A 22899-nucleotide genomic window follows, 5' to 3' on the forward strand; every position below is an offset into this window, starting at 1 on the left:
GTGGCTGGTCACCCTTATTTTGGTTATTACGCCCAGCTTCTGATACCAGAGAGCGAGTTTCGCAATTACCTATCTTACAGAAAATATTGTGAGAGGAATGGGGAGTATTGCAGCTATGAATATTGACGTGATTATTCCTGTGTATAAGCCTACAGAAGCGCTTTTTGATCTGCTGGAGGGGCTTAAGGGGCAGACAGTGCCTGTGCGGAATATCATTTTGATGAATACGGAACAAAAGTATTTTGAACAGCTGATTTATGGAAAAAGATTTTTTGAGCTGTTTCCAAACGTAAAGGTCTATCATCTCTCCAAGAAGGAATTCGACCATGGTGGAACCAGGAGGAGAGGGGTGCGCAGGTCGGATGGGGATATTTTTGTGATGATGACCCAGGATGCGCTCCCGGCGGACGAGCGGCTGATTGAGGAGCTGACGGCCCATTTAAAGGGACAGGTGGCTGCAGCCTATGCGAGACAGCTTCCGGCTTTGGACTGCCGGGAAACGGAAAAAATATCCAGACTCTTTAACTACCCGCCAAAGTCTCGCATCAAGACGGCGGCTGACCTGCCGGAGCTTGGCATTAAAACCTATTTCTGTTCCAATGTGTGTGCCGCTTACAGGCGTGACATATATGAGGAATTGGGCGGATTTGTAAAGCATACCATTTTTAATGAGGATATGATTTACGCGGCATGCGCAGTGAAGGCAGGCTATGGCATCGCATATGAAGCCGGGGCGAGAGTGATTCATTCCCATAATAACACGAAGCTTGGGGTGCTTAAGAGAAATTTTGATCTGGGGGTATCCCAGGCCCAGCACCCGGAGGTTTTTGCAGAAATTGTCTCTGAGTCGGAGGGAAAGAAGCTGGTGCTTGAGACGCTCAGACAGCTGAAAAAAAAGGGCCTGTTTTGGCAGATGCCGGGATTTTTGGTCCAGTGTGTCTGCAGATATATGGGCTATCTGCTGGGGAAGCATTATGAAAATCTGCCCCGCAGGTGGGTGCTTGCTCTGACTTCAAACAGAGAATATTGGGAAAGATAACAGACAAAGGGCTTGTGGCTGCGCTGCCTGCATAAGCCTGGAATATACAAAGGGCGGCGCAGAAAAGAGGAGAAGTATGTGCGGCATTGTAGGTTATATTGGAGAGAAACAGGCGGCCCCCATTATTTTGGACGGATTGGCACGGCTGGAATACCGGGGTTACGACTCTGCGGGAATGGCTGTATTTGACGGGGAACGGATTGAAACGAAAAAGGCCAAGGGGCGCCTCAAGGTGTTGGAGAATCTGACCAAGGGAGGCTCCACCATGAAGGGCTTTAGCGGCATCGGGCATACCAGGTGGGCCACTCACGGAGCGCCAAACGACATCAACGCTCATCCTCACACCAATAACGGGGGAACCATTGCGGTGGTGCACAATGGAATCATAGAAAATTATATTCCCCTGAAGAAAAAAATGATGGATAAGGGATATGAATTTGTGTCGGAGACGGACACGGAGGTGCTGGCGCATCTGCTGGACTACTATTATAAGGGAAATCCGCTGGAGGCTATTACTAAGGTGCTCCACCGGGTGGAGGGCTCTTACGCTTTGGGAATTTTGTTTGCGGACTACCCGGACGAGATTTATGCGGCCAGGAAGGACAGTCCCCTGATTGTGGGGCAGAATGAGGACGGCTGCTTTATTGCCTCGGATGTGCCTGCCATTTTAAAATACACCCGGAATGTTTATTATATGAACAACCAGGAGGTGGCGGCCCTTAGAAAGGATGGCATCCGGTTCTTTTCCGTGGACGAGGAGGAGCTGGTCAAGGAGCCGGTTTCCATTGACTGGGACGCGGACGCAGCGGAGAAAGCGGGATATGAGCACTTTATGCTGAAGGAGATGTACGAACAGCCAAAGACTGTGTCGGATACCATCTCGCCCCGCATCCGGGATAAGGATATTGTTATTGAAGAGCTGAAGATGACGGATGAGGAAATCAAGGCTCTGAAAAAGATTTATATTGTGGCCTGCGGCTCTGCATACCATGCTGGAGTAACGGCAAAATATGTGCTGGAGGGGCTGGCCCGGATTCCGGTGGAGGTAGACGTAGCCAGTGAATTCCGGTACAGAAATCCCATTCTGGAGGAAAACAGTATGGTGATTGTCATCAGCCAGTCCGGTGAGACAGCGGACAGCCTGGCTGCCTTGCGGGAGGCCAAGGAAAGAGGCTTTCAGGTGCTTGGCATTGTGAATGTAGTGGGAAGCTCCATCGCCAGAGAGGCGGACAGTGTGATGTATACCTGGGCAGGACCGGAGATTGCAGTGGCTACAACCAAGGCCTACAGCGCCCAGCTGGTGACGCTGTACCTGCTGGCCATAAAATTTGCAAGAATCAGAGGCGCTATTGGTAAGAAACAATTTGACGACATGCTTTATGACTTAAGATGCCTGCCGGATCAGATTGAGCTGCTCTTGGGACAAAAGGAAAAGATACAGCACTTTGCAAACCGCTATGTGGGAGCCAGGGAGATTTTCTTTATCGGAAGGGGAATTGATTATGCCATTTCCCTGGAGGGCTCCCTGAAGCTGAAGGAGATTTCTTATATTCATTCCGAGGCATATGCCGCCGGGGAACTGAAGCATGGAACCATCTCCTTAATTGAGAACGGTACTCTGGTGGTGGCCCTTGCCACCCAGCCAGCGCTGTTTCAAAAGACAATCAGCAATATGGTAGAGGTAAAGGCAAGGGGAGCCTTTGTGATGGCAGTGACCAACGAAGGAAACAAGGAGATTGAAAAAGCATCGGATTATGTGATTTATATTCCGGAGACCAATCCTTACTTTTCCAATTCTTTGGCCATTATTCCCTTACAGCTGTTTGCCTATTATGTGGCTGTGGGCAGAGGCTGCGATGTGGATAAGCCAAGAAATCTGGCAAAATCTGTCACAGTGGAATAAAAAAACGATTTCACAGGGGTTTAATAGTTTCATCACAATTTTGTCACAAATCGTGGCTATACTGAGTGCATAAACAAAGAAAACAAAACATCCAGAAAAGAGGTAGTATTTATGTACGACAATGAAATCTATTCCGGCAGCGGCGCCGGCAGTAATACCTCCGGTGTTTACAGCGGAGGAAATGCCGCAGATAGAAACCAAACCTACAACAGCACTCAGTATCAGGGCTATAACGCATACCATACGGGCCCGGGAAATACCTTCCAGGGACAGAATCCGAATCCTGATACAAAAGGGAAAGAGCCCAAGCGCAAAGGGAAAGGGGTTTTCCGCAAGGTGATGATGAGTGTGAGCATGGGGCTGCTCTTTGGCCTGTTCGCAGGGATAGGCTTTTATGCCGTCCACGAGGGAACCGCACAGCTTTCCGCCAATGACAATGTGGTTTTGGAGACCCAGGCGGGAGCTGCTGGAATACAGGACAATACCTCCGGCTCAGGAATCCAGCTTACCAGCACCAACAGTGTCACTGTAGTGGATTCCGATATTTCCTCCGTGGTGGAGGAGGTTATGCCGGCCATGGTGTCCATTGTGAATAATTACACAGAGACGGGAACCAATATTTTTGGCCAGACCTACAGTCAGCCTTTGACCTCAGGCGGCAGCGGCATTATTGTGGCGGAGAGCGAGGAGGAACTGCTGATTGTGACAAACTATCATGTGGTAGAGGATGCAGATGCCCTGACGGTGACCTTCATTGATGATACGGAAGCCCAGGCCAGCATTAAGGGAACGGATTCCGATATGGACCTTGCGGTGATTGCGATTCCTCTGGATTCGCTTTCTGATGAAACCAAGAACAGCATTGCCATTGCAACATTGGGTGACAGCGATTCTCTGAAGCTGGGCGAGCCTGTAATTGCCATCGGTAACGCTCTGGGATATGGACAGTCTGTGACCAGCGGTATTGTAAGCGCCTTGAACCGTGAGATTACCTTGGAGGACGGCTCTACCGGAATCTTTATTCAGACAGATACGGCTATCGACCACGGTAATTCCGGCGGCGCGCTGTTAAATATTAAGGGTGAGGTCATCGGCATCAACTCCAATAAGATCAGCGGAAGCTCTGTGGAGGGTATGGGCTATGCTATTCCTATCAGTTCCGCAAGTCCCATTATCGCAGATCTGATGGAGCGTCAGACCAGAAGCAAGGTGGAGGAAAACGAGGTTGGTTATCTTGGCATCAGTCTTCAGGAGGTAACCTCTCAGATTTCTGCCATGTATAATATGCCTCAGGGCGTCTATGTAGTGGAAACCGAGGACGGTTCTGCTGCAGAGAGAGCAGGTATTATGAGTGGAGATATCATTACCGAATTTGACGGAGAGAGAATCAGCAGCTATTCTGATTTGCAGGATGTACTCCAGTACTATGCTTCAGGCGACACCGCAACGGTGACAGTTATGAGACCGGAAAACGGCCAGTATGTACAGTATGATCTGGAGATTACGCTGGGGAGCAGACCGGCGGACAGCCAGTAACTTCAAAGTAATAGAAGATGCCTTTCCCGGGCAGGCGGTTTTCCGCCTTCCCGGGATTTCTTTTAGAAAAACTTCACTTGTACACCAAAGAAACATTGGTTATAATGGGGATGTATCAGTTAACAGAATAAAAGGAAGGATACGGATACTGAAATGTCAGATGATTTGAATAGAAACGATGAGAAAGAGAAGGAGGAGAGCGGGGAGCTTTCCAGGCATGCCGATGCCTCCAACACCTCAAGAGCGGGAAAGAGCGATAACAGCGAGTACGAGGACGTATGCTTTATCTGCCGCAGACCCGAGAGCAAGACGGGAAAAATGTTCAAGCTGCCAAATAACATCTGTGTGTGCAATGACTGTATGCACAAGACCATGGAGACGGTGAGCCAGTTTGATTATCAGGGAATGCTGAACAATACCCAGCTGCAAAGTGAGCTGGACCGGCTGAATAAGCAGGGAAGCTTCCCCAATATCAGCTTTGTGAATCTTGCAGATCTTCAGGGAGACGGAGGGATTCCCAATAAACAGAAGCTGAAAAAGAAAAAGAAGAAGGAAAATGAGGAGCCGGTGTTAAATATAAAAAATATTCCGCCTCCCCATAAGATCAAGGCCAGCCTGGACGAGTATGTGGTGGGACAGGAGCATGCCAAGAAGGTGATTTCCGTGGCGGTGTACAACCATTATAAGCGCGTTGCCACGGGAACCATGGATGATATCGAAATCGAGAAGTCCAATATGCTGATGATTGGCCCCACCGGCTGCGGCAAGACCTATCTGGTGAAAACCCTGGCAAGGCTTCTTGACGTACCTCTGGCCATTGCAGACGCAACCTCATTGACAGAAGCGGGCTATATCGGCGACGATATCGAGAGCGTGGTGTCAAAGCTCCTTGCGGCTGCAGACAACGACGTGGAAAAGGCGGAGAGAGGCATTATTTTTATTGACGAGATCGATAAGATTGCCAAAAAGAAAAACACTACCTCCAGGGATGTAAGCGGAGAGAGCGTACAGCAGGGGATGCTGAAGCTTCTGGAGGGCGCCGAGGTGGAGGTGCCCGTGGGGGCCAACAGCAAAAATGCCATGGTGCCCCTTGCCACGGTAAACACCAGAAACATATTGTTTATCTGTGGGGGAGCCTTTCCCGATCTGGAGGACATTATCAAGGAGCGCCTGACGAAAACGGCGTCTATCGGCTTTAACGCAGAGCTGAAGGATAAATATGACAAGGATAAGAACATTCTTTCCAAGGTTACGGTGGAGGACATTCGAAAATTTGGAATGATTCCGGAGTTTATCGGCCGTCTGCCTATTATATTCACGCTGGAGGGCTTGTCCAAGGAAATGATGGTGAAGGTTTTAAAGGAGCCCAAAAACGCCATTTTAAAGCAGTATCAGAAGCTTCTTGAGCTGGACGAGGTAAAGCTGGAGTTTACGGACGAGGCGCTGGAGGCCATTGCGGAAAAGGCCATGAAACGGGATACCGGAGCCAGAGCACTGCGCTCTATCATCGAGGAATTTATGCTGGATATTATGTATGAGATTCCGAAGGACGACAATATCGGGCGTGTGACCATTACCAGAGAGTATATAGAAGGCACTGGAGGGCCTATCATAGATATCCGCAGCAACCAGCTTGTGGAAAATGTGAACGGACTGCGGGAGATTGCCGCTGAGTAGAGAAGGCAAAACGGCCCCCATAAGGCAGCTGCCTGAGAAAAAGAAGAAAGAAGGCACAGCAAAAGCATCTGAGAGGATGCACTGCAGTGCCTTCTTTTTTATGCAGATTAGGAAAACTTAAATTTTCTATTGACATTTTCAAGGCGTATGGTATTATATTCATATGAACGAATGATCATATGATTAAAAGAACACGCAAATGCGATTCATTTGCAACTAAAACATATGGAGGAGAATGGCATGAAAAAGACTTATAAAATCGAAGTGGATTGTGCAGCCTGCGCTTTAAAGATGGAGGATGCGGCAAAAAAAGTGGAGGGCGTTAAGGATGCGGCTGTAAGCTTTATGACGCAGAAGATGAAGGTGGAATTTGAGGAGGGAATGGAGGAGTCAGCCGTTATGAAGCAGGTGGTAAAGGCTTGTAAGAGAGTGGAATCAGACTGTGAGGTTTATGTGTAAATGACAAAGAAACAGAAAAAAGTTTTATATCGTATTATTCTGTCCGCCCTTGCGCTGGCAGTGCTTTCCTTTGTCCCTGTGGAAGGCCCCTTGAGAGCGGTTTTGTATCTGATTCCCTATCTGATTATCGGCTATGACATTTTGAGGAAGGCCGTACTGGGCATTGTCCACGGAGAGGTATTTGATGAAAATTTCCTGATGGCGGTGGCCACTGTGGGAGCCATGCTTTTGGGCGAATATGTGGAAGGCGCGGCCGTTATGCTGTTTTATCAGATCGGGGAGCTGTTTCAGGCGGTGGCTGTGGGAAAAAGCCGCAGAAATATCAGCGCACTGATGGATATCCGTCCTGATTATGCCAATATAGAGGGAGAGAACGGTAAGCTTTCCCGGGTAGACCCTGATGAGGTGGAGCCGGGAACCGTTATTCTGGTACAGCCAGGGGAAAAGGTGCCCATTGACGGGGTAGTGCTTCAGGGAACGTCGACGCTGAACACCAGCGCCCTTACGGGAGAGAGCATCCCGAGAGAAGTGAAGGAGGGGGACGCTGTGATCAGCGGCTGTATCAATGTGTCGGGACTTTTAAGGATAAAGACCACAAAGGAATTTGGAGAATCTACTGTGTCCAGGATATTGGATCTGGTGGAGAATTCCAGTATGAAAAAATCCCGCTCGGAAAATTTTATCACAAAATTTGCCAGATATTACACGCCGGCAGTCTGCGGGGCCGCGCTGGTTCTGGCATTGCTTCCGCCCGCTTTCAATCTGCTTGTGGGAAATCCGGCGGCCTTTGACACATGGGTAATCAGGGCCTTGACCTTTTTGGTAATCAGCTGTCCCTGCGCATTGGTGATTTCCATCCCCTTAAGCTTTTTTGGCGGTATCGGAGGGGCGTCTGCCTGCGGCATTTTAGTAAAGGGCTCCAATTATCTGGAGGCTCTTTCCCAGACAAAATATGTGGTGTTTGACAAGACAGGCACGCTGACCAAGGGTGTGTTTGCCGTGACGGGAATCTTCCCGGCAGCAGACTTTGCAGAAAAATACAGCTCCTATGAGGATGCCCAGGCAGGTCTTTTGGAGCTTGCGGCTTATGCGGAGAGCTATTCCAATCATCCCATCAGCAAGAGCCTGAAAGAGGCCTGGGGAAAGGATATCGACGCGGGCAGGGTAAGCGGCGTAGAGGAGATCGGAGGACAGGGCGTTACTGCAATGGTTGACGAAAGACAGGTGGCCGCAGGAAATGCTAAGCTGATGAAGGCGTTGGGACTGTCCTATGCGGAGAACACCGGCATCGGCACAGTTGTCCATGTGGCTGTGGAGGGCAGCTACGGGGGATACATTCTGATTGCAGATGTGATAAAGGAGCAGTCAAAGGAAGCCGTCAGGGCGCTGAAACGGGCCGGAGTGAAAACCACGGTGATGCTCACCGGAGACAGCAAGGCGGTGGCGGAGCATGTGGCGGCAGAGCTTGGCATTGACCGGGTCAAGAGCGAGCTTCTGCCCGGGGATAAGGTGGAAGAGGTAGAGAAGCTTCTTCAGGAAAAAAATCCAAAGGAAAAGCTTGCCTTTGTGGGAGATGGCATCAACGATGCTCCGGTGCTGTCCCGGGCGGATATTGGAATTGCCATGGGAGCCCTGGGCTCAGATGCAGCCATAGAGGCGGCGGATATTGTGCTGATGGATGATAATCCCAAAAAGATTGCACTGGCAATTCAAATTTCCAGAAAATGCCTGCGCATTGTCTATGAAAACATTATATTTGCCCTGGCGGTGAAGGCTGTGTGCCTGCTGCTTGGAGCCGTGGGCATTGCAAACATGTGGATGGCAATCTTTGCGGATGTGGGCGTTATGGTGCTGGCTGTGCTCAATGCCATCAGATGTCTGAGAGTAAAAGAAAAGGCGTGAAAACGCCTTTTCTTTTTTAAACGGGAATGCTGAAATGAACCACCGTTCCCTGTCCATCCTTACTGTTTACGCAGACGGCCGCCTCCGGACCGTAGGCGAGCACCAGCCGCATATTGGTATTATACAGGCCGATGTGGGAATTCTGCGTGAGGCCCTGGCGTTTCAGGCGGCTGTTTATCTCCGCCAGCCGATCTTTCGAGATGCCAAGACCATTGTCCACCACATAAAAGTGAAGCCTTTTGTTCTGGAGGAAAAGCTTTATCTTGATAAGTCCCTGCCTTGGCAGTTCCTTTATGGCATGGTGCAGACTGTTTTCCAAAAGGGGCTGCAGAACCAGATGGATAATGGGAATTTCCAAAACATCCTCCTCGTACTCCCAGTATAAAAGAAAAGGATTAGCATATCGGAGCTTTTGAATTTCCGCATATTTTTTGCAGATGGCGATTTCCTCCTTCAGATGTACAAGCCTGGAGGTGTTTTCCAGGGAGTATTTCAGAATATCAGACAGATTGTGAATTAAAAAGCTGGGGGCATTGTCCGGGGGCTGGGATTTGAGAATCTCCAGGTCTACGGTCTGCAGGGTGTTGAAAATAAAATGCGGGTTCAGCTGGAGCTGCAAAACTGCAAGCTGGGCGTCCTTTTGGTGGATCTTTGCCTCCGTCAGGTCAAGCCGGAGCCGGTTGTTGGAGATAAAGGTGGATATAATATTGTTGAAAATCAGGTCGTATTCGTTGCGGGCCTGGGAGCGGAAGGAGGATGGCAGCGCTTTTCCTGCTTCTGCGCAGGAGAACAGCTCCAGAAGCTGGTGAAGCTGCCGGAAATTTCGAACGGTGCCCCGCAGGCTTAAGGTGATGCTTAACAGGATGCTAAAGACAATAATCACGCTAAAGGCTATGACCATGCTGTTTACGGTGCGGAATACCTCGGACTCTGGCAGCAGGGAAATCATGGTCAGCCCGTACTCCGGGATGGTGGAGGAATAGTACACATAGGAGACCTTATTGACTTCTATGTGGTCATAGGCTTTATTCTTGGAAGAGGGGTTTTGGATGATTTCAGAAATGTCTCTGTAATCGGCCTCAAGAATTTTGTAATCAGAGCTTCCCAAAAGAACGTTTCCATCTGAAAGCGCTACCAGGGTGTAGGAGCCGGGATAAATCTGGTTCACATCCAGGGTCTGGGAAATTTCCGAAAGATTCAGATTCATTACCATAACCCCGTCCAGATAATCAAATCTGCGGAAAACGGAAAGGGTTTCCAGTTCCTGCTCAAAGGAATAATTCCTTATGCTTCTGATTTCCACCCACTGTTTATGCGAAGCCTCAGCCTGCTCATAGGAGGAAAGCCATCCGCTGTCCTGACAGGCCGCGGAGGCAATGTTGGTATAGCCTGCGGTACTGCTGAAGAAATTACCGTAAGGATTATCATAATAAATATAGATAGAATCCACATAATCACTGAGATTTACAGTTGTGCCGATGATGGTGGGAATAATGGATTTCATCACATTATTTTTATAATCCAGGGACTGTTCGTTGAGCAGCCGTGAAATGGAAACGGCCATGGAAGGGGAAGTGGAAAAAATGGCCATCTGTTCGGAAAAGGTGTTGAGAATATCTGTAACGCTTGTGAGCATATAGTTTTTGGAGCGCTCCGCATAAGCAGTGAGCTCCTCTTTGAGCTGATTCCGGAAATGATTGGTCAGAAGGATTCCAAGCATGAGAATAGGAAGGGTGATCAGCAGAAGGTGGCGGATCAACTGGCGGAAAAAGTATTTTTGCTGCATTCGGTTATGTTTCATCATAAGATTGACTGCCCTTTTCTCGAAATTCCTTGGGTGACATATGAAAATAGCTGCGAAATGCCCGGGAAAAATTTTTGGGATTGTCATATCCCACGGCGTCAGAAATTTCATAGATCTTGTTTCTGGGATCACTTAACAGCACGCAGGCTCTCTCCATCCGCTTTTTCAGCACATAATCTGAAAAGGACATGGAACACTGGCTTTTGAAAAGCCGGGAGAGGTAACCGGCGCTTAAGTGTGACAAAACGGCGGCTTCCTCCAGGGTAGCGGTTTTTAAATGATCCGTCACATAGGTTTTTACCATGCGGAGGATCTGATCATAGTATTGGTTTACCGGGCCCGGATCGGCATCCGGAAGATTCAGCCGGTCAAGCTCCTCCTTCAGCTTTAAAAAGGAGAGCATCAGATTCTGATGGCGCACAGGCTTAATAAAAAAATCCTTCACATTGTAATGAATCGCCTGCTGGGCATAGGAAAAATCCTGAAATCCCGATATGAGAAAAACAGAAGTCTGAGGCATTTCCTCATACACCCTGCGTGTCAGCTCCAGACCGTCCATCAGGGGCATTCTGATATCCGTCAGAACAGCATTCACAGAAGAATGCTCCTTTAAAAAATTCCAGGCGCTTCTCCCGTTGGAAAAATCCCCGGCAATGGTAAAGCCGCAGTCCTCCCAGGGGAATAAATGTACCAATCCACTTCGTATACTATCATCATCTTCCACGATAATCAAGGAATACATCTTCTTCTCAGGCCTCCTTATGAAACGATATGTCATATAATGATACCTACGAGAAAAGGTTAGCATATGATGAGAGCTTTTGTCAATCTCTGTAGGTATGGGAATCGGCCTTAAGATGCTATACTCAAACCACCAACCAAACAAAGTACAAAATAAAGGAGGAAAGGTATGAAAAAAAGGTTATTTGCATTGCTGACAGCAGCGGCTATGACCGCGAGCCTGGCAGCCTGTGGTCAGACGGCGCAAGAGCCGGCGCCTTCGTCGGATGCCCAGGCCACAGAAGCATCCGGGACGGAGACCTCGTCCGCAGACAGCGCAGGAACAGATTCAGCTTCTCAGGATACGGCCGGGACAGCTGACGGTGAAGAAATTGTGCTTCGGTTTTCCTGGTGGGGAGGAGATTCCAGGCATGAAGCCACCCTGGAGGCCATTGAGGTATATGAGGCAGCCCATCCCGGTGTGACCATTGAACCGGAATATTCCAGCTTTTCCGGATACTATGAAAAGCTGGTGACACAGCTGGCCTCCTCCAACGCCCCGGACGTCTTTCAGGTGGATCAGGGCTGGGTGGCGGAGCTGTCGGCCAGAGGAGACGCTTTCGCGGATTTGTCCCAGTATTCGGATATTTTGGATCTGACGCAGATATCAGAATCCATGATGACGGACTATTGCACCATTAACGGAGAGGTACAGGTACTGCCCTTTGGCTACAACGGAACCGTATTTCTTTACAACAAAACGCTTCTGGCGGACTGGTGCGATGAGAACGGCAATCTGCAGATGTCCACCTGGGACGATTTTATCCAGATAGGGAAGGAGCTGCATGAAAAGGACCCGGAGGCTTATATGACAACAGCGGTGACGGACGGCTATCTGCGCTATATATTAAAGCCTATGCTGGAGCAGATCACCAATGAGATCGATGTGCAGGACGATTTCACCCTGGGCTTTAATGAGGAGCAGATGACACAGGCCTTCAACAGCTTTCTGGAGATTTTTAACGAAGAGGTTTCCCAGCCCTATGATGAGGCAGTTTTGTATGACTCCATGCAGAACAATCCTTTGTGGCTGAACGGCAAAATCGGAGGCATTTTCCTGTTCTTTTCCAATATTGATACGGAAATTGCAGGCTTGGACTATGATTTTGGCGTAACGGCAATGCCTATGTTTGAGGACGCCCAGATTTCCGGACAGGAATGCTGTCCTTCCCTCATGGTTGCCATCAATAAAAATTCCGATGAAGCCCACCAGAGGGCCGCGGCGGAGTTTATGGAGTGGTTTTTAAACAGTGAGGAAGCGTCCCTGATTTTGGGCACCCAGAGAGGCGTTCCTGCCAGCGCAAGCGCCCTGGAGGCACTGGAAAGCAACAATATGTTAAGTGAGCTGATGTCACAGGCCATTCAGATTTCAAATGACACAATGTCCTTGAAAAATGGCGCTTATGAGCTGAATGCGTCAGTGAAATCCGTCTTTGTGGACTATATGGAAATGGTAATCTACGGAGTGGAGACGCCGGAAGAAGCCTCTGCCAATATGATTACTGATCTGAATGCATTATTGCAGGAATTAAGCGCCGGCTGACAACGGCAGATAGGTGGTTTGACAGATGAAAAGCAGGAAGCAGAAATATCTGGGGTATCTTTATATTGCGCCATGGCTGATAGGATTTTTTGTGTTGACCCTGTATCCCTTTGTGGTTTCTCTTTTATATTCCTTTACGGACTATGATATGTTCCAAATGGATTTTGTGGGGCTTAAAAATTATAAGGAGATTTTTACCACGGACAATACAGCCATGGAATCTTTGGGGAGAACCTTGCTGTACACGGTAGTGTCGGTTCCACTCAAGCTGGTTATGGCGCTTGCGGTGGCGCTCATGCTCAATAAAATCAGGAGGGGAAGAGGCGTATTCTATACGGTCTTTTATCTTCCCTCCATACTGGGCTCCAGCGTTGCATTGGCAATCTTGTGGAAATACGTTTTTAAAAAGGACGGCCTGGTGAATCTGCTTCTGGGCGTAATTGGAATAGAGGGGCCGAACTGGCTGGGAAATCCGGATTTGGCCCTTCCGGTTATGATGCTTTTGCCCCTCTGGCAGATGGGGGCGCCTATGGTGATTTTTCTGGCGGCGCTAAAAAATGTTCCCACAGACCTGACGGAGGCTGCAAGAATTGACGGGGCGGGCCCCTTTCGTATCTTCTGGAAGATTACCCTGCCCATGATCTCGCCCATTATCTTTTTCAACGCCATCATGCAGACCATTGAGATCATCCAGATTTTTACGCCGGCTTATCTGGTTACAAAGGGCGGGCCGGTAAAGAGTACCTATCTGTATTCCCTGTATCTGTATGACACTGCCTTCCGCGATATGAAGGTGGGATATGCCAGCGCCCTTTCATGGATTTTGTTCTCTATCATTATCACCTTTACCCTGGTATTTTTTTCCTTGTCGGGGAAATGGGTGTATTACAGTGACGAGCGATGAAGGTAAAAATACAAGGCCGTTGAAACGGCGGAATGAGAGGAAAAATGAAACGGAAATGGAAGACGGCGGCGCTGTACCTTGTGATAACGGCAGCGGCGGTAATAGTGGGGTATCCTCTGTTGTGGCTCTTTTTTTCTTCCTTCAAGGAAAATGCGGAAATTTTCACCTCGGTGAAGCTGTTTCCCGAGAATTTTACGCTGGACGGCTTTATCAACGGCTGGAAATCCACGGCGGCAGTGCCTTTTTCCACCTTTTTGATCAACTCCTGCAAGCTGGTGATCCCCACTGTGCTTCTCACAGTGGTGTCGGCTGTTCTGGTGGCCTATGGATTTTGCAGATTTGAGTTTAAGGGCAGAAAAGTACTGATGATGGCCATGCTGTCCACCATGATGCTGCCAAATACAGTGGTTATGATACCCAGGTATATTTTATTTAACGATTTTAACTGGCTCAACAGCTATATTCCCTTTTATGCCATGGCGGCATTTGCAGTGAATCCTTTTTTCACTTATCTGCTGATTCAGTTTTTCCGGGGAATTCCCATGGACCTGGATGAGGCCGCATATATTGACGGAGCGGGAAAATGGCAGATTCTGGTGAAGGTGATTCTGCCGCTTTCCAAGGCGCCTATTGTGTCTGCGGCGCTGTTTCAGACCGTGTGGACCTGGAATGATTTCTTTAACCCGCTTTTGTACATAGACAGAGTTACCAAATATCCGGTATCCCTGGGACTGAGACTGGCCATAGATGCGGACTCGGTGGTAAATTGGAACAGTATTATTGCAATGTCCTGTGTAAGCATGCTGCCGGTGATTGTTTTGTTTATCTGCCTGCAGAAATATTTCGTACAGGGAATCGCTACCACGGGAATCAAGAGCTGAGAGGGCAGAAAAAGGAATTTTTTAGAAGAAAGCCTGAAAAAAATGGACGGAGGAGAAAATGGGCGAAAAAATAATAGAAACAGATGTGCTGGTATGCGGCGGAGGCTGCTCGGGCTGTGGTGCGGCCTGGGGAGCCGGAAGGACAGGAGCAAAGGTGATTCTTCTGGAAAGAAACGGATTTCTGGGAGGCATTGCCAGCTCCAGCATGATCTCTAACCTATACAATCATTTTATTACCCGGGACGGGCGGATGGTCATGAAGGGAGCCCCTCTGGAGTGGATGGAGCGCATGGAGAAAAGAGGAGCTGCCACCTCCAAATGGCGTTATCCTGACGGAAGGCTGGTGCACGATCCGGAGCAGATGAAGGTGGTTTTTGACGAGATGATGGAGGACGCCGGGGTGGAGGTTTTATTTCACACCATGGCCCTTAAGCCTCTGGTTGAGGATGGAAAAATAACAGGAGTGTGGGTAAATACTCCTGACGGAAAGGCGCTGATCCGGGCAAAGCAGGTGGTGGACACCACGGGAGAATGCGATATGGCGTGGAAGGCCGGCGCGCCTACCCGGTATGCCTGCGGCATGGCGACCCTTACCTTTAAGTTTGCCAACGTAAGGCTGGAGGAGCTGTATGAGCATTTTAAAAAGCATCCCGAAACCTTTCCCATAGGGATTGACGCCATGAAGGACTTTAAAGAGTTTGAGGAGGAATGGCTCAACAGGGATGTGCTTTATTTTCCCCATTCGGGAGGAGAGGATTGGGACCTGTTTCAGGATGCCATAAAGGAGGGACGATTTCAAAAGGAGATGGGAGATATCTTTTCCATGGACTCCTGCTGTATCATAGGGATGAAAGGATCTGACACGGCAGTGATCAACTCCCAGATGTGGCGTATTCGTTCCCTGGATCCCTTTGTACTCTCTGACGCTGAGGAAAGGGCTCATGAGGCGGTTTATTATGTAGCAGATTTTATGATAAAAAATATTCCCGGCTTTGAGCATGCTTATGTGGCTCAGGTATCGGATGAGCTGGCCATACGGGTGAGCAGGGGAATCGAGAGTGATGTGACCTTTGACAAGGATGAGCAAAAGAAAACAGGAAAAATTCATTCGGACGATCCTACGGCAAACGGCACGGATATAGAGTATAATATTCTTCGTAATCTTACGGGAGATGCAAAATATGCCAAATCAGAAGACTTGAAGGAAGAGGATATTTATCAGCAGGATGTAATCGCCTGCAGGCCCAGACAGATGAACTTTAAGCTGACAGGCGAGTTTGTGAGCAATGCTACCGTGGATATTCCCTTTGGCGTTATGCTGCCGGAGGGAGTGGACAATCTGCTTGTGGCCAGTGGGAAAAGTGTATCTGCAGTGCCCCAGACCATGCTGCGCTATCAGTCTGCGGGTATGTCCCTGGGACAGGCTGCAGGAGCAGCTGCGGGGCTTGCGGCAAAGGAAGGCGTCACTGTAAGGGAGCTGGCTGCAAAGGACATGAAAGGAATCCAAGAGGAACTGCTCTCCCAAAACGTATATCTGGGAACGGAAGAAAGACTGAAAGAGCTTGGACTTGCGGAAAAGAAAAAGGGACCTGCCGAAGGCAGCCCTGTGTAGGAGGAAGGAAAATGAAACAGACAGAAAGACATGAGACTGACGTGCTGATTGTGGGAGGTTCTCTGGAGGGCTGCATTGCGGCAGCTTCCCTGGCAAAGGCGGGGAGAAAGGTACTGCTTACGCTGCGGGAAGGCTCTTTGGGAGGAGCGGCCACAGGCGGGCTTGAGGTAAGTCTTTTTTGTGAAAAGATAAAGGAGCCCAGGGCGGCTGCATATGCGGAAGAACTGCTGGAAAAGGCGGGAAGAGCGGAGGGAACAAAAGGGCCCTTATTCCATGACCAGCGCTGTAAGCTGGTACTGGCCCAGATGTTAGAGGCGGCCGGCGTCACCGTACTCAGCCATATCTTTCCTTTTGAGGTAAAACAGGAGGAAAAGGAGATCGTGTGTCTGGCAGAGTGTAAGACAGAAACTTTGGAGATACACAGCAAGGCGTTGGTTGACGCAGAGCCCTATGGAGCTGTCTTGGCAATGGCGGGTATTCCTTGGCAGCCAGGCAGCAGTAAGGCCTTTGGCGCCATAAAGTGGAACGGCATTCCCACGCAGGCTCTTGCAGAGGTGCTGGAGCCGGGAAGCATATGCGGGGAGGGCTTTCTCATAGGAATGCTGCAGCCTGAATTTTCCTGGAAAAAGAATGGAATAACCTGTGGAAACGAGGCTTTCAGGTGCTTTCACAGTCCTGATTTCGGGGAAACCATCATGGCAGGCATACCCATAATGCTGCCTGATTTCTCCATTTTTACGCTGTCCAGAGCGGAAATAGCTCTTCGAGGCTACGCTTACAGACTTAGGGATACCTTGCGGAAAACCAGGCAGGGATTTGAAAAGGCTTCCATTATTCACATAGCACCCCAGGTAGAATGGTATGGCACAAGGAAGTTTGCGGAAAAAAGACGGGGAAGGCTTTTTTCCATAGGTCTTGAGGAGTACACCAATGAATTGGCCATAGAGGCAGGAGTGGCTTCTGCGGACTTAGTGCAGGATTTTTTGGAAAAAGAGGAGCAGGAGGGAAAATGAAAAGAAAAGGGCTGATGCACGGAGCGGACTATTACCCGGAGCAGTGGCTGGACAGGCCGGATATTCTAAAGGAGGATATCCGGCTTATGAAGCTTGCCCATATCAACACGGTGACCCTGGGTGTCTTTGCCTGGTCTGCTCTGGAGCCGCAGGAGGGCGTGTGGGATTTCACATGGCTGGATCAAATGATGGATACACTTTATGAAAATCATATATCCGTTATACTGGCTACTCCCAGCGGAGCAAGACCGGCGTGGCTTGCGAAGGCGTATCCTGAGGTGCTTCGGGTTTCGGAGGACAGGAAACGTAATCTCTACGGCATGCGCATGAACCACTGCTACACCTCCCCGGCATACAGACGGCTGGTGCGGGACATCGACGAAAGGCTGGCAAAAAGGTATGGGAACCATCCAGCGCTTAAGGCGTGGCATATTTCCAACGAATACCACGGGGAATGCCACTGTCCTCTGTGCCAGGATGCCTTCAGAGAATTTTTGAGAGAAAAATACGGCACCCTTGAGGCACTAAACAAAGCCTGGTGGACCGGCTTTTGGTCAAAGACCTATACGGCATGGGAACAGATAGAATCCCCGTCCTCAAGGGGAGAGATGGCCCTGCAGGGGCTTATGCTTGATTGGAAGCGTTTTGTAACAAAACAGACCGTGGATTTCATGCGCCGGGAAATTGAAACGGTAAAAGCAAATGCCCCCTCGGTTCCTGTGACCACCAACATGATTGGCAGCTTTATCGAGGTGGATTATCCTAAAATGGCGCCCTGGCTGGATGTGGCGGCCCTGGACTGTTATCCTCAGTGGGGCGGCGGACCGGATTATGAAATCGCTATGGACGCCGGCTTTGAGTACGATGTGACCCGTTCCCTGAAAAAAAGCCCCTTCTGGCTGCTGGAAACCACTCCTTCCTTGACAAACTGGCCGGCTGTGGGAAAGCCCAAGGCCCCAGGCATTCATGTGGCCGGCTGCCTGCAGGCCATCGCCCACGGCTCGGACAGCGTACAGTATTTTCAGTGGAGAAAGAGCAGAGGCGGCTATGAAAAATTTCACGGAGCCGTAGTAGGACACTGTGGTCATGAGCATACCAGAGTGTTTCGGGAGACGGCCAGACTTGGCGAGATATTGGAGAATTTAGGGGAAATAGAAGGAACCGGAACCATTTCCCAGACTGCTCTTTTATACGATTGGAACAACAGATGGGCCATTGAGGGGTCCAAAGGGCCCAGACAGGACAAATTTTATGAAGAAACCATACGGGAGCATTACCGGGCCCTTAGACGATATGGGGTAAATGTGGATGTGATAGATGAGGAACAGACCCTGGAGGACTACAGACTGATTGCCGCGCCTATGCTTTATCTGGTAAAGGAGGAGCTTCCGCAACGGCTTCTGCAGTTTGTGCAGGCGGGAGGGGTCTTGCTCTTAACCTATTTCAGCGGCATTACAGATGAAAACGATTTATGCTTCCAGGGAGGCTTCCCGGGCCCTCTTGGGGAACTGGCCGGAGTCTGGGCGGAGGAGCTTGATCTTTTATACCCCCAGGAAAGAGGGAGCTTTTGCTGTACTGGGGAGAGCCTGCCTGGGGAGGACAGCTGGAGCTGCAGGGATTACTGCGAGGTGATTCATGCCGGGGAGGCGGATGTGGAGGCATGCTATACCTCCGGGTGGTATGCAGGAACGCCTGCCCTTACAAGACACCGGATAGGAAAGGGGGAGGTCTGGTATCTGGCGGCAAGGGCGGAGAGTGACTTTTTGTTTCTTTTGTACGGCAGACTGCTTGAGAGAGCGGGCGCTGCCTATATTCCCGGCGGACTGCCTAAGGGGGTGACTTTGTGCACAAGATGCGGACGGAAAGAGCGCTATCTTTTTTATACCAACTGGAATGGACAGCCTGTCACAGTAAAAATGCCCGAGGGAGAAGAAATGCTGCGCACAGGAGAAGCAAAGGGAGAACAGGGAAGCATGGAACCGCTGGAAACGGTGATTTTAAAGCAGAAGCTACAATAGTATCATTTTGGTAACTACAGCACAATAAAGTGCTTACTTTACGAAAGAAACTTTCCTTCCTATAATATAGACAAGAGCTGAGGAGAGCGGCCGAACCGAAGCTCATTGTAAACAATCATGCAATCAATAAGGAGGAAACCAAAATGACAAATATTCAGAAAGCTCTCGAACTCATTAACACCTTCGCTGATGGTGACACTGAAAAAGCGAAAAGCCTGCTGGCTGAAGGATACATTCAGCACAATCTGGCCTATGGCACCGGACGCGACGCTTTCTCTGGCTCTGTTTCCTATCTGGCTTCTGCGCCGGTAAAAACCACTGTTAATAACATCCGGGCCTTTGAAGATGGGGACAAGGTATTCTTGCAGACCGTTTACAACTTTGCCGGTGCCGGTGAGCAGGTAGCCTTTGACATCTTCCGCTTTGACGAAAACGGCCTGATTGCCGAGCATTGGGACAATCTGGCTGCCAAAGCTGAGCCGAATCCTTCTGGCCGAACTCAGATCGACGGTACGAAGGAACTGAAGGATATGGATAAGACTGAGGAAAACCGCGAACTGGTGAAGAATTTCCTCTATGACGTTATGCAGGGAAAACGCCCCGAAAAAACTGCCGACTATTTTGAGGGGGATATTTACATTCAGCACAACACGGGTATTGCCGATGGACTTTCCGGGCTGGGCGCTGCGCTGTCCGCTCTTGCCGAGCAGGGAATCCAGATGATTTACACTACCACCCACCAGGTACTGGCACAAGGCAACTTTGTTCTGGCTGTCAGTGAGGGCACCTTCGGCGGTGCGTCTACCAGCTACTATGACCTGTGGCGCGTGGAGAACGGCAAGATTGCCGAGCATTGGGATGTGATGGAAACCATTGCTGATGAGTCCACGTGGCAGAATCAGAACGGCAAGTTTTAATGACGGCAGTGATAGTTGGCGAACTGAAAGGAATCGGTATCAGCATTGTCACCATGCTGCTTTATAAACGGCTTGCCCCGATATGAAAGGGCAGGCAGGAGCAGGAGGTTCATCATGCAGACAAGAAATTATTTGAAATATATTGTGGAAGAAATTCACTCTGCCGTATTTGCCACCGTGGACGGTGAGGGACGTCCCGTTACCTGCGCCATCGACATCATGGATTATGATGAAAGCGGCCTTTATTTTCTGACCGCAAAGGGCAAGAATTTTTATGAACGGCTGAGAGCCAACGAAAACATTGCTTTTACGGCCATGAAGGGGGAAGATACTCTTTCATGTGTGGCCCTGTCGGTGCAGGGCAGGGCAAAAGAAATCGGGCCGGACAAGCTGCCCGACTTGTTCCGTAAAAATCTGTATATGGAAAAAATCTATCCCGATATACGCTCCCGCAGTGCCCTTACTGTGTTCAAAATCTACGAGGGGACTGGTGAATGGTTTGACCTTTCCAAACAGCCGATTGAACGGGCAGGCTTTTCCTTCGGCGGCGCACAGGCAAAGGAAACCGGCTACCTTGTGACGGACAAGTGCATTGGGTGCAAGCTGTGCTATTCCAAATGCCCTCAGAAGTGCATTGATATTACCCGAAAACCCGTTGTCATCCAACAGGAACACTGCCTGCACTGTGGAAATTGCTTTGAAATCTGTCCCGCAAGGGCCATTGAACGGAGCCGGTGATATGATGCAGGAGCAAAAAAAATAGCAGGAAATGAAAGTTTATTTTTTCCCAGCTCCTGCGTATGATAAAAGAAAAGTCAGGGTTTTAAGGCCAGGCGACTGCAAAGGGAAGATTTAGAAAATATAAATCTGAGCTTTGGGATCGCCTGTTTTCAGACCCGTAAAAGGAGAAGCAGTGTGGCGGACTGTAAGGAAAAGATTCTTTCCAATAATTTTTATGATGTGATCACGGATTATTCCATCGGCATGGTGGAGACGGACAGAGTGTATGATTTCTGCTATGCAAACATTGAAAATCTGTATAATGTGGTCTATTTAAACAGAAGCGGAATTCCCGATATCGAGGAATATTTTTTTGATTATCAGACCATTCCCAAGCTCTATGGGCTGATGCAGCAGGGGCGGGTGGCGGAGGGGTTCGACCCGGGGAGTCTGATCGCAAGCGGCATCACCCAGGTCCAGAGGCCTCCCTTAAGTCTCACGGGAAGAGGCGTGGTAGTTTGCATGATTGACACAGGGGAGCGTGTTATTATAATGTCAAGTTAGTAAGAACCCGGCAAAATCAAGGGTTCCCGCTGATTTAGTCCTACGAAAAAAAGCCAGATCAATGGTTATTTTGAGTTAGGATGAGCTCATTTTATCATTCAGAAAAACAAACTTGCATCTATTTCACACGCAGTATATTTGATTTCTGGCAACAGGCATTTTGTGCCTGAAAAACTGAATATTGTAAATTTAGACAGGACTAAATTAGCTTTCGACCAAAGTATGGGCAGCAGTATCTGCTGTTCTTTGGATTTGCTGACTTAGTCCTATTTTTTTCGCCCGGAAAAAGGAGGATGCAGAACAGCAATGACAAAGCGAGGGTTAATTCAGTTCCTGGACGAGCTGGTGGAGTTAGCCAGCGAGGAAAATAAGACAAGAGCAGTCTTGATAAAAGAAAGGTTTATTCATGACTTTGAAAGAAGTTATGGGCATGAAAAGGAGGTTGAAACAGAGGTTTCCTATCTGCCGCCTTACTATATAGCAGCTAAGCCGGATGAAAGAACTGTGAAAGCGGTAGTAATAGCCCTTGTGGTATATGCTGCCGCTTTACTCATGTATGTCACAAGCCAGCGGAATTTCCTGCCCGGCAAGGAATTTGGTACAGCAAGGTTTGAGTCACCGAAGTTTGCCAATAAAATCCTTATGGATAAGGACGAGAATTTCAACCGCATTCTAAGCCAGAATGTGAAGATGTCGCTGGACTTTCGGAGGCTGAAGCTGAATGGGAATATCCTGATCTGCGGCGGTTCCGGAGCCGGAAAGACCTTTTATGAGGTCAAACCGAATCTGATGCAGATGCCCCATAACTGCTCTTTTATCTGTACCGATCCAAAGGGAGAGATATTAAGAAGCTGCGGACAGATGCTGAAGGACAATGGGTACAATGTGAAGGTCATCAACCTTTTGGAGATGGAAAAGTCCGACTGTTATAATCCCTTTTCCTATCTGAGGGAAGAAACAGATATTGTCAAACTCATAACAAACCTGATTTCCAATACCACACCAAAGGGAGCAACGCCCTCCGATCCATTCTGGGAGAAAGCGGAGGGGCTGTTTTTGCAGGCAATCTTTTATTATGTATGGCTTGAAGAACCACCAGCACGAAGAAACTTTGAGACGGTTCTAAAACTACTTGGAGAAGCGGAGGTGACAGAGCAGAATAAGCCTTCCAGACTGGATATACGCATAAAGTTTCTGGAGGAAACCTCCCCTCTTGGCGCAGCACATCCAGCGGTAAAGCAGTACAACAAATGTATGCGTGGTGCCGGAGATACTGTCCGCTCCATCATTATTTCTGCCAACTCAAGACTTGCTTTTCTGGAAAACAAGCAGGTGCTTCGTATGCTGTCGAAGGATGATTTAAACCTTGCGGAGCTTGGCATTGGTGTGAACGGGGACGGCGAGACAAAGACAGCTCTTTTCTGTGTCATACCGGATTCTGATAAGTCCTACAACTTTATTATAGGAATGCTCTATACACAGATTTTTCAGGAACTGTACTATCAGGCGGACTTTAACTGCGGCGGCAGACTTCCTATCCATGTGACATTCCTGCGGGATGAGTCTGCCAACGTCGCACTGCCGGATGATTACTGTTCACTGCTTTCCACTATGAGGAGCCGGGAGA

The 22899-nt window shown here is 49.1% G+C and carries 18 protein-coding genes; 16 read left to right on the plus strand and 2 right to left on the minus strand.

All coding sequences use genetic code 11. The annotated features are described in order from the left end of the window. Positions 1–115 precede the first annotated feature (115 nt). The 6 genes from AC1WIP_RS00880 to AC1WIP_RS00905 all read left to right on the plus strand — a co-directional run bounded on the left by AC1WIP_RS00880 (position 116) and on the right by AC1WIP_RS00905 (position 8516). Positions 116–1039 carry a glycosyltransferase family 2 protein gene (locus AC1WIP_RS00880; RefSeq protein WP_481140032.1) on the plus strand — a complete coding sequence of 308 codons (924 nt, stop codon included), beginning with the start codon at positions 116–118 and terminating at the stop codon, positions 1037–1039. Positions 1040–1115: 76 nt separating this feature from the next. Further along, a complete protein-coding gene (gene glmS, locus AC1WIP_RS00885; RefSeq protein WP_481140033.1) occupies positions 1116–2942 on the plus strand; it encodes a glutamine--fructose-6-phosphate transaminase (isomerizing) in 1827 nt (608 codons plus the stop codon). Positions 2943–3053: 111 nt separating this feature from the next. Further along, positions 3054–4478 (plus strand): S1C family serine protease, encoded by a 1425-nt coding sequence (locus AC1WIP_RS00890; RefSeq protein WP_481140034.1) that lies wholly within the window; start codon positions 3054–3056, stop codon positions 4476–4478. A gap of 153 nt (positions 4479–4631) precedes the next feature. Beyond that, a complete protein-coding gene (gene clpX, locus AC1WIP_RS00895) occupies positions 4632–6155 on the plus strand; it encodes an ATP-dependent Clp protease ATP-binding subunit ClpX (RefSeq protein ID WP_481140035.1) in 1524 nt (507 codons plus the stop codon). Positions 6156–6395: 240 nt separating this feature from the next. Further along, entirely contained in the window at positions 6396–6614 is a 219-nt protein-coding gene (locus tag AC1WIP_RS00900; RefSeq protein WP_481140036.1) for a cation transporter, read from the plus strand. After that, positions 6615–8516: a heavy metal translocating P-type ATPase gene (locus AC1WIP_RS00905; RefSeq protein ID WP_481140037.1), complete on the plus strand. Its 1902-nt coding sequence runs from the start codon at positions 6615–6617 to the stop codon at positions 8514–8516. Between the two features lie 16 nt (positions 8517–8532). Here AC1WIP_RS00905 and AC1WIP_RS00910 read toward each other — a convergent pair whose 3' ends face one another. Continuing rightward, positions 8533–10320: a cache domain-containing sensor histidine kinase gene (locus AC1WIP_RS00910; RefSeq protein WP_481140038.1), complete on the minus strand. Its 1788-nt coding sequence runs from the start codon at positions 10318–10320 to the stop codon at positions 8533–8535. After that, entirely contained in the window at positions 10307–11062 is a 756-nt protein-coding gene (locus tag AC1WIP_RS00915) for a response regulator transcription factor (RefSeq protein ID WP_481140039.1), read from the minus strand. Before AC1WIP_RS00915 ends, AC1WIP_RS00910 begins: the two co-directional genes overlap by 14 nt. A gap of 168 nt (positions 11063–11230) precedes the next feature. Between AC1WIP_RS00915 and AC1WIP_RS00920 the strand changes: the two genes are divergently transcribed. From AC1WIP_RS00920 to AC1WIP_RS00965, 10 genes are all read left to right on the plus strand, one after another. Then, complete coding sequence (locus AC1WIP_RS00920) at positions 11231–12643, plus strand: ABC transporter substrate-binding protein (protein WP_481140040.1); 1413 nt, start codon at positions 11231–11233, stop codon at positions 12641–12643. A gap of 25 nt (positions 12644–12668) precedes the next feature. Continuing rightward, positions 12669–13547 carry a carbohydrate ABC transporter permease gene (locus AC1WIP_RS00925; protein ID WP_481140041.1) on the plus strand — a complete coding sequence of 293 codons (879 nt, stop codon included), beginning with the start codon at positions 12669–12671 and terminating at the stop codon, positions 13545–13547. A gap of 44 nt (positions 13548–13591) precedes the next feature. After that, positions 13592–14428: a carbohydrate ABC transporter permease gene (locus tag AC1WIP_RS00930; RefSeq protein WP_481140042.1), complete on the plus strand. Its 837-nt coding sequence runs from the start codon at positions 13592–13594 to the stop codon at positions 14426–14428. Between the two features lie 58 nt (positions 14429–14486). Continuing rightward, positions 14487–16040 (plus strand): FAD-dependent oxidoreductase, encoded by a 1554-nt coding sequence (locus AC1WIP_RS00935; RefSeq protein ID WP_481140043.1) that lies wholly within the window; start codon positions 14487–14489, stop codon positions 16038–16040. Positions 16041–16051: 11 nt separating this feature from the next. Continuing rightward, entirely contained in the window at positions 16052–17053 is a 1002-nt protein-coding gene (locus AC1WIP_RS00940; protein WP_481140044.1) for an FAD-dependent oxidoreductase, read from the plus strand. After that, positions 17050–19071 (plus strand): beta-galactosidase, encoded by a 2022-nt coding sequence (locus AC1WIP_RS00945; RefSeq protein ID WP_481140045.1) that lies wholly within the window; start codon positions 17050–17052, stop codon positions 19069–19071. The genes AC1WIP_RS00940 and AC1WIP_RS00945 overlap by 4 nt, the downstream gene beginning before the upstream one ends. Positions 19072–19214: 143 nt before the next feature. After that, the gene (locus AC1WIP_RS00950; RefSeq protein WP_481140046.1) at positions 19215–19988 is read left to right on the plus strand and encodes a nuclear transport factor 2 family protein; all 774 of its coding nucleotides are present in this window, start codon (positions 19215–19217) and stop codon (positions 19986–19988) included. Between the two features lie 114 nt (positions 19989–20102). Next, the gene (locus AC1WIP_RS00955; RefSeq protein ID WP_481140047.1) at positions 20103–20726 is read left to right on the plus strand and encodes a 4Fe-4S binding protein; all 624 of its coding nucleotides are present in this window, start codon (positions 20103–20105) and stop codon (positions 20724–20726) included. 177 nt (positions 20727–20903) lie between these two features. Further along, positions 20904–21272, plus strand: a complete 369-nt coding sequence (locus tag AC1WIP_RS00960) for a hypothetical protein (protein ID WP_481140048.1) — start codon at positions 20904–20906, stop codon at positions 21270–21272. A 306-nt stretch (positions 21273–21578) separates the two neighbouring features. Further along, positions 21579–22899, plus strand: a 1321-nt coding sequence (locus AC1WIP_RS00965; protein ID WP_481140049.1) for a VirD4-like conjugal transfer protein, CD1115 family, incomplete at its 3' end; no start/stop codon positions are given.

It is taken from the genome of Acetatifactor sp. (assembly GCF_982438285.1).

Excerpts from the sequence above, each read along its gene's own strand:
- AC1WIP_RS00880 (WP_481140032.1), top strand. The coding sequence starts at position 116 with ATGAATATTGACGTGATTATTCCTGTGTATAAGCCTACAGAAGCGCTT.
- glmS (WP_481140033.1), top strand. The coding sequence starts at position 1,116 with ATGTGCGGCATTGTAGGTTATATTGGAGAGAAACAGGCGGCCCCCATT.
- AC1WIP_RS00890 (WP_481140034.1), top strand. The coding sequence starts at position 3,054 with ATGTACGACAATGAAATCTATTCCGGCAGCGGCGCCGGCAGTAATACC.
- clpX (WP_481140035.1), top strand. The coding sequence starts at position 4,632 with ATGTCAGATGATTTGAATAGAAACGATGAGAAAGAGAAGGAGGAGAGC.
- AC1WIP_RS00900 (WP_481140036.1), top strand. The coding sequence starts at position 6,396 with ATGAAAAAGACTTATAAAATCGAAGTGGATTGTGCAGCCTGCGCTTTA.
- AC1WIP_RS00905 (WP_481140037.1), top strand. The coding sequence starts at position 6,615 with ATGACAAAGAAACAGAAAAAAGTTTTATATCGTATTATTCTGTCCGCC.
- AC1WIP_RS00910 (WP_481140038.1), bottom strand. The coding sequence starts at position 10,320 with ATGATGAAACATAACCGAATGCAGCAAAAATACTTTTTCCGCCAGTTG.
- AC1WIP_RS00915 (WP_481140039.1), bottom strand. The coding sequence starts at position 11,062 with ATGTATTCCTTGATTATCGTGGAAGATGATGATAGTATACGAAGTGGA.
- AC1WIP_RS00920 (WP_481140040.1), top strand. The coding sequence starts at position 11,231 with ATGAAAAAAAGGTTATTTGCATTGCTGACAGCAGCGGCTATGACCGCG.
- AC1WIP_RS00925 (WP_481140041.1), top strand. The coding sequence starts at position 12,669 with ATGAAAAGCAGGAAGCAGAAATATCTGGGGTATCTTTATATTGCGCCA.
- AC1WIP_RS00930 (WP_481140042.1), top strand. The coding sequence starts at position 13,592 with ATGAAACGGAAATGGAAGACGGCGGCGCTGTACCTTGTGATAACGGCA.
- AC1WIP_RS00935 (WP_481140043.1), top strand. The coding sequence starts at position 14,487 with ATGGGCGAAAAAATAATAGAAACAGATGTGCTGGTATGCGGCGGAGGC.
- AC1WIP_RS00940 (WP_481140044.1), top strand. The coding sequence starts at position 16,052 with ATGAAACAGACAGAAAGACATGAGACTGACGTGCTGATTGTGGGAGGT.
- AC1WIP_RS00945 (WP_481140045.1), top strand. The coding sequence starts at position 17,050 with ATGAAAAGAAAAGGGCTGATGCACGGAGCGGACTATTACCCGGAGCAG.
- AC1WIP_RS00950 (WP_481140046.1), top strand. The coding sequence starts at position 19,215 with ATGACAAATATTCAGAAAGCTCTCGAACTCATTAACACCTTCGCTGAT.
- AC1WIP_RS00955 (WP_481140047.1), top strand. The coding sequence starts at position 20,103 with ATGCAGACAAGAAATTATTTGAAATATATTGTGGAAGAAATTCACTCT.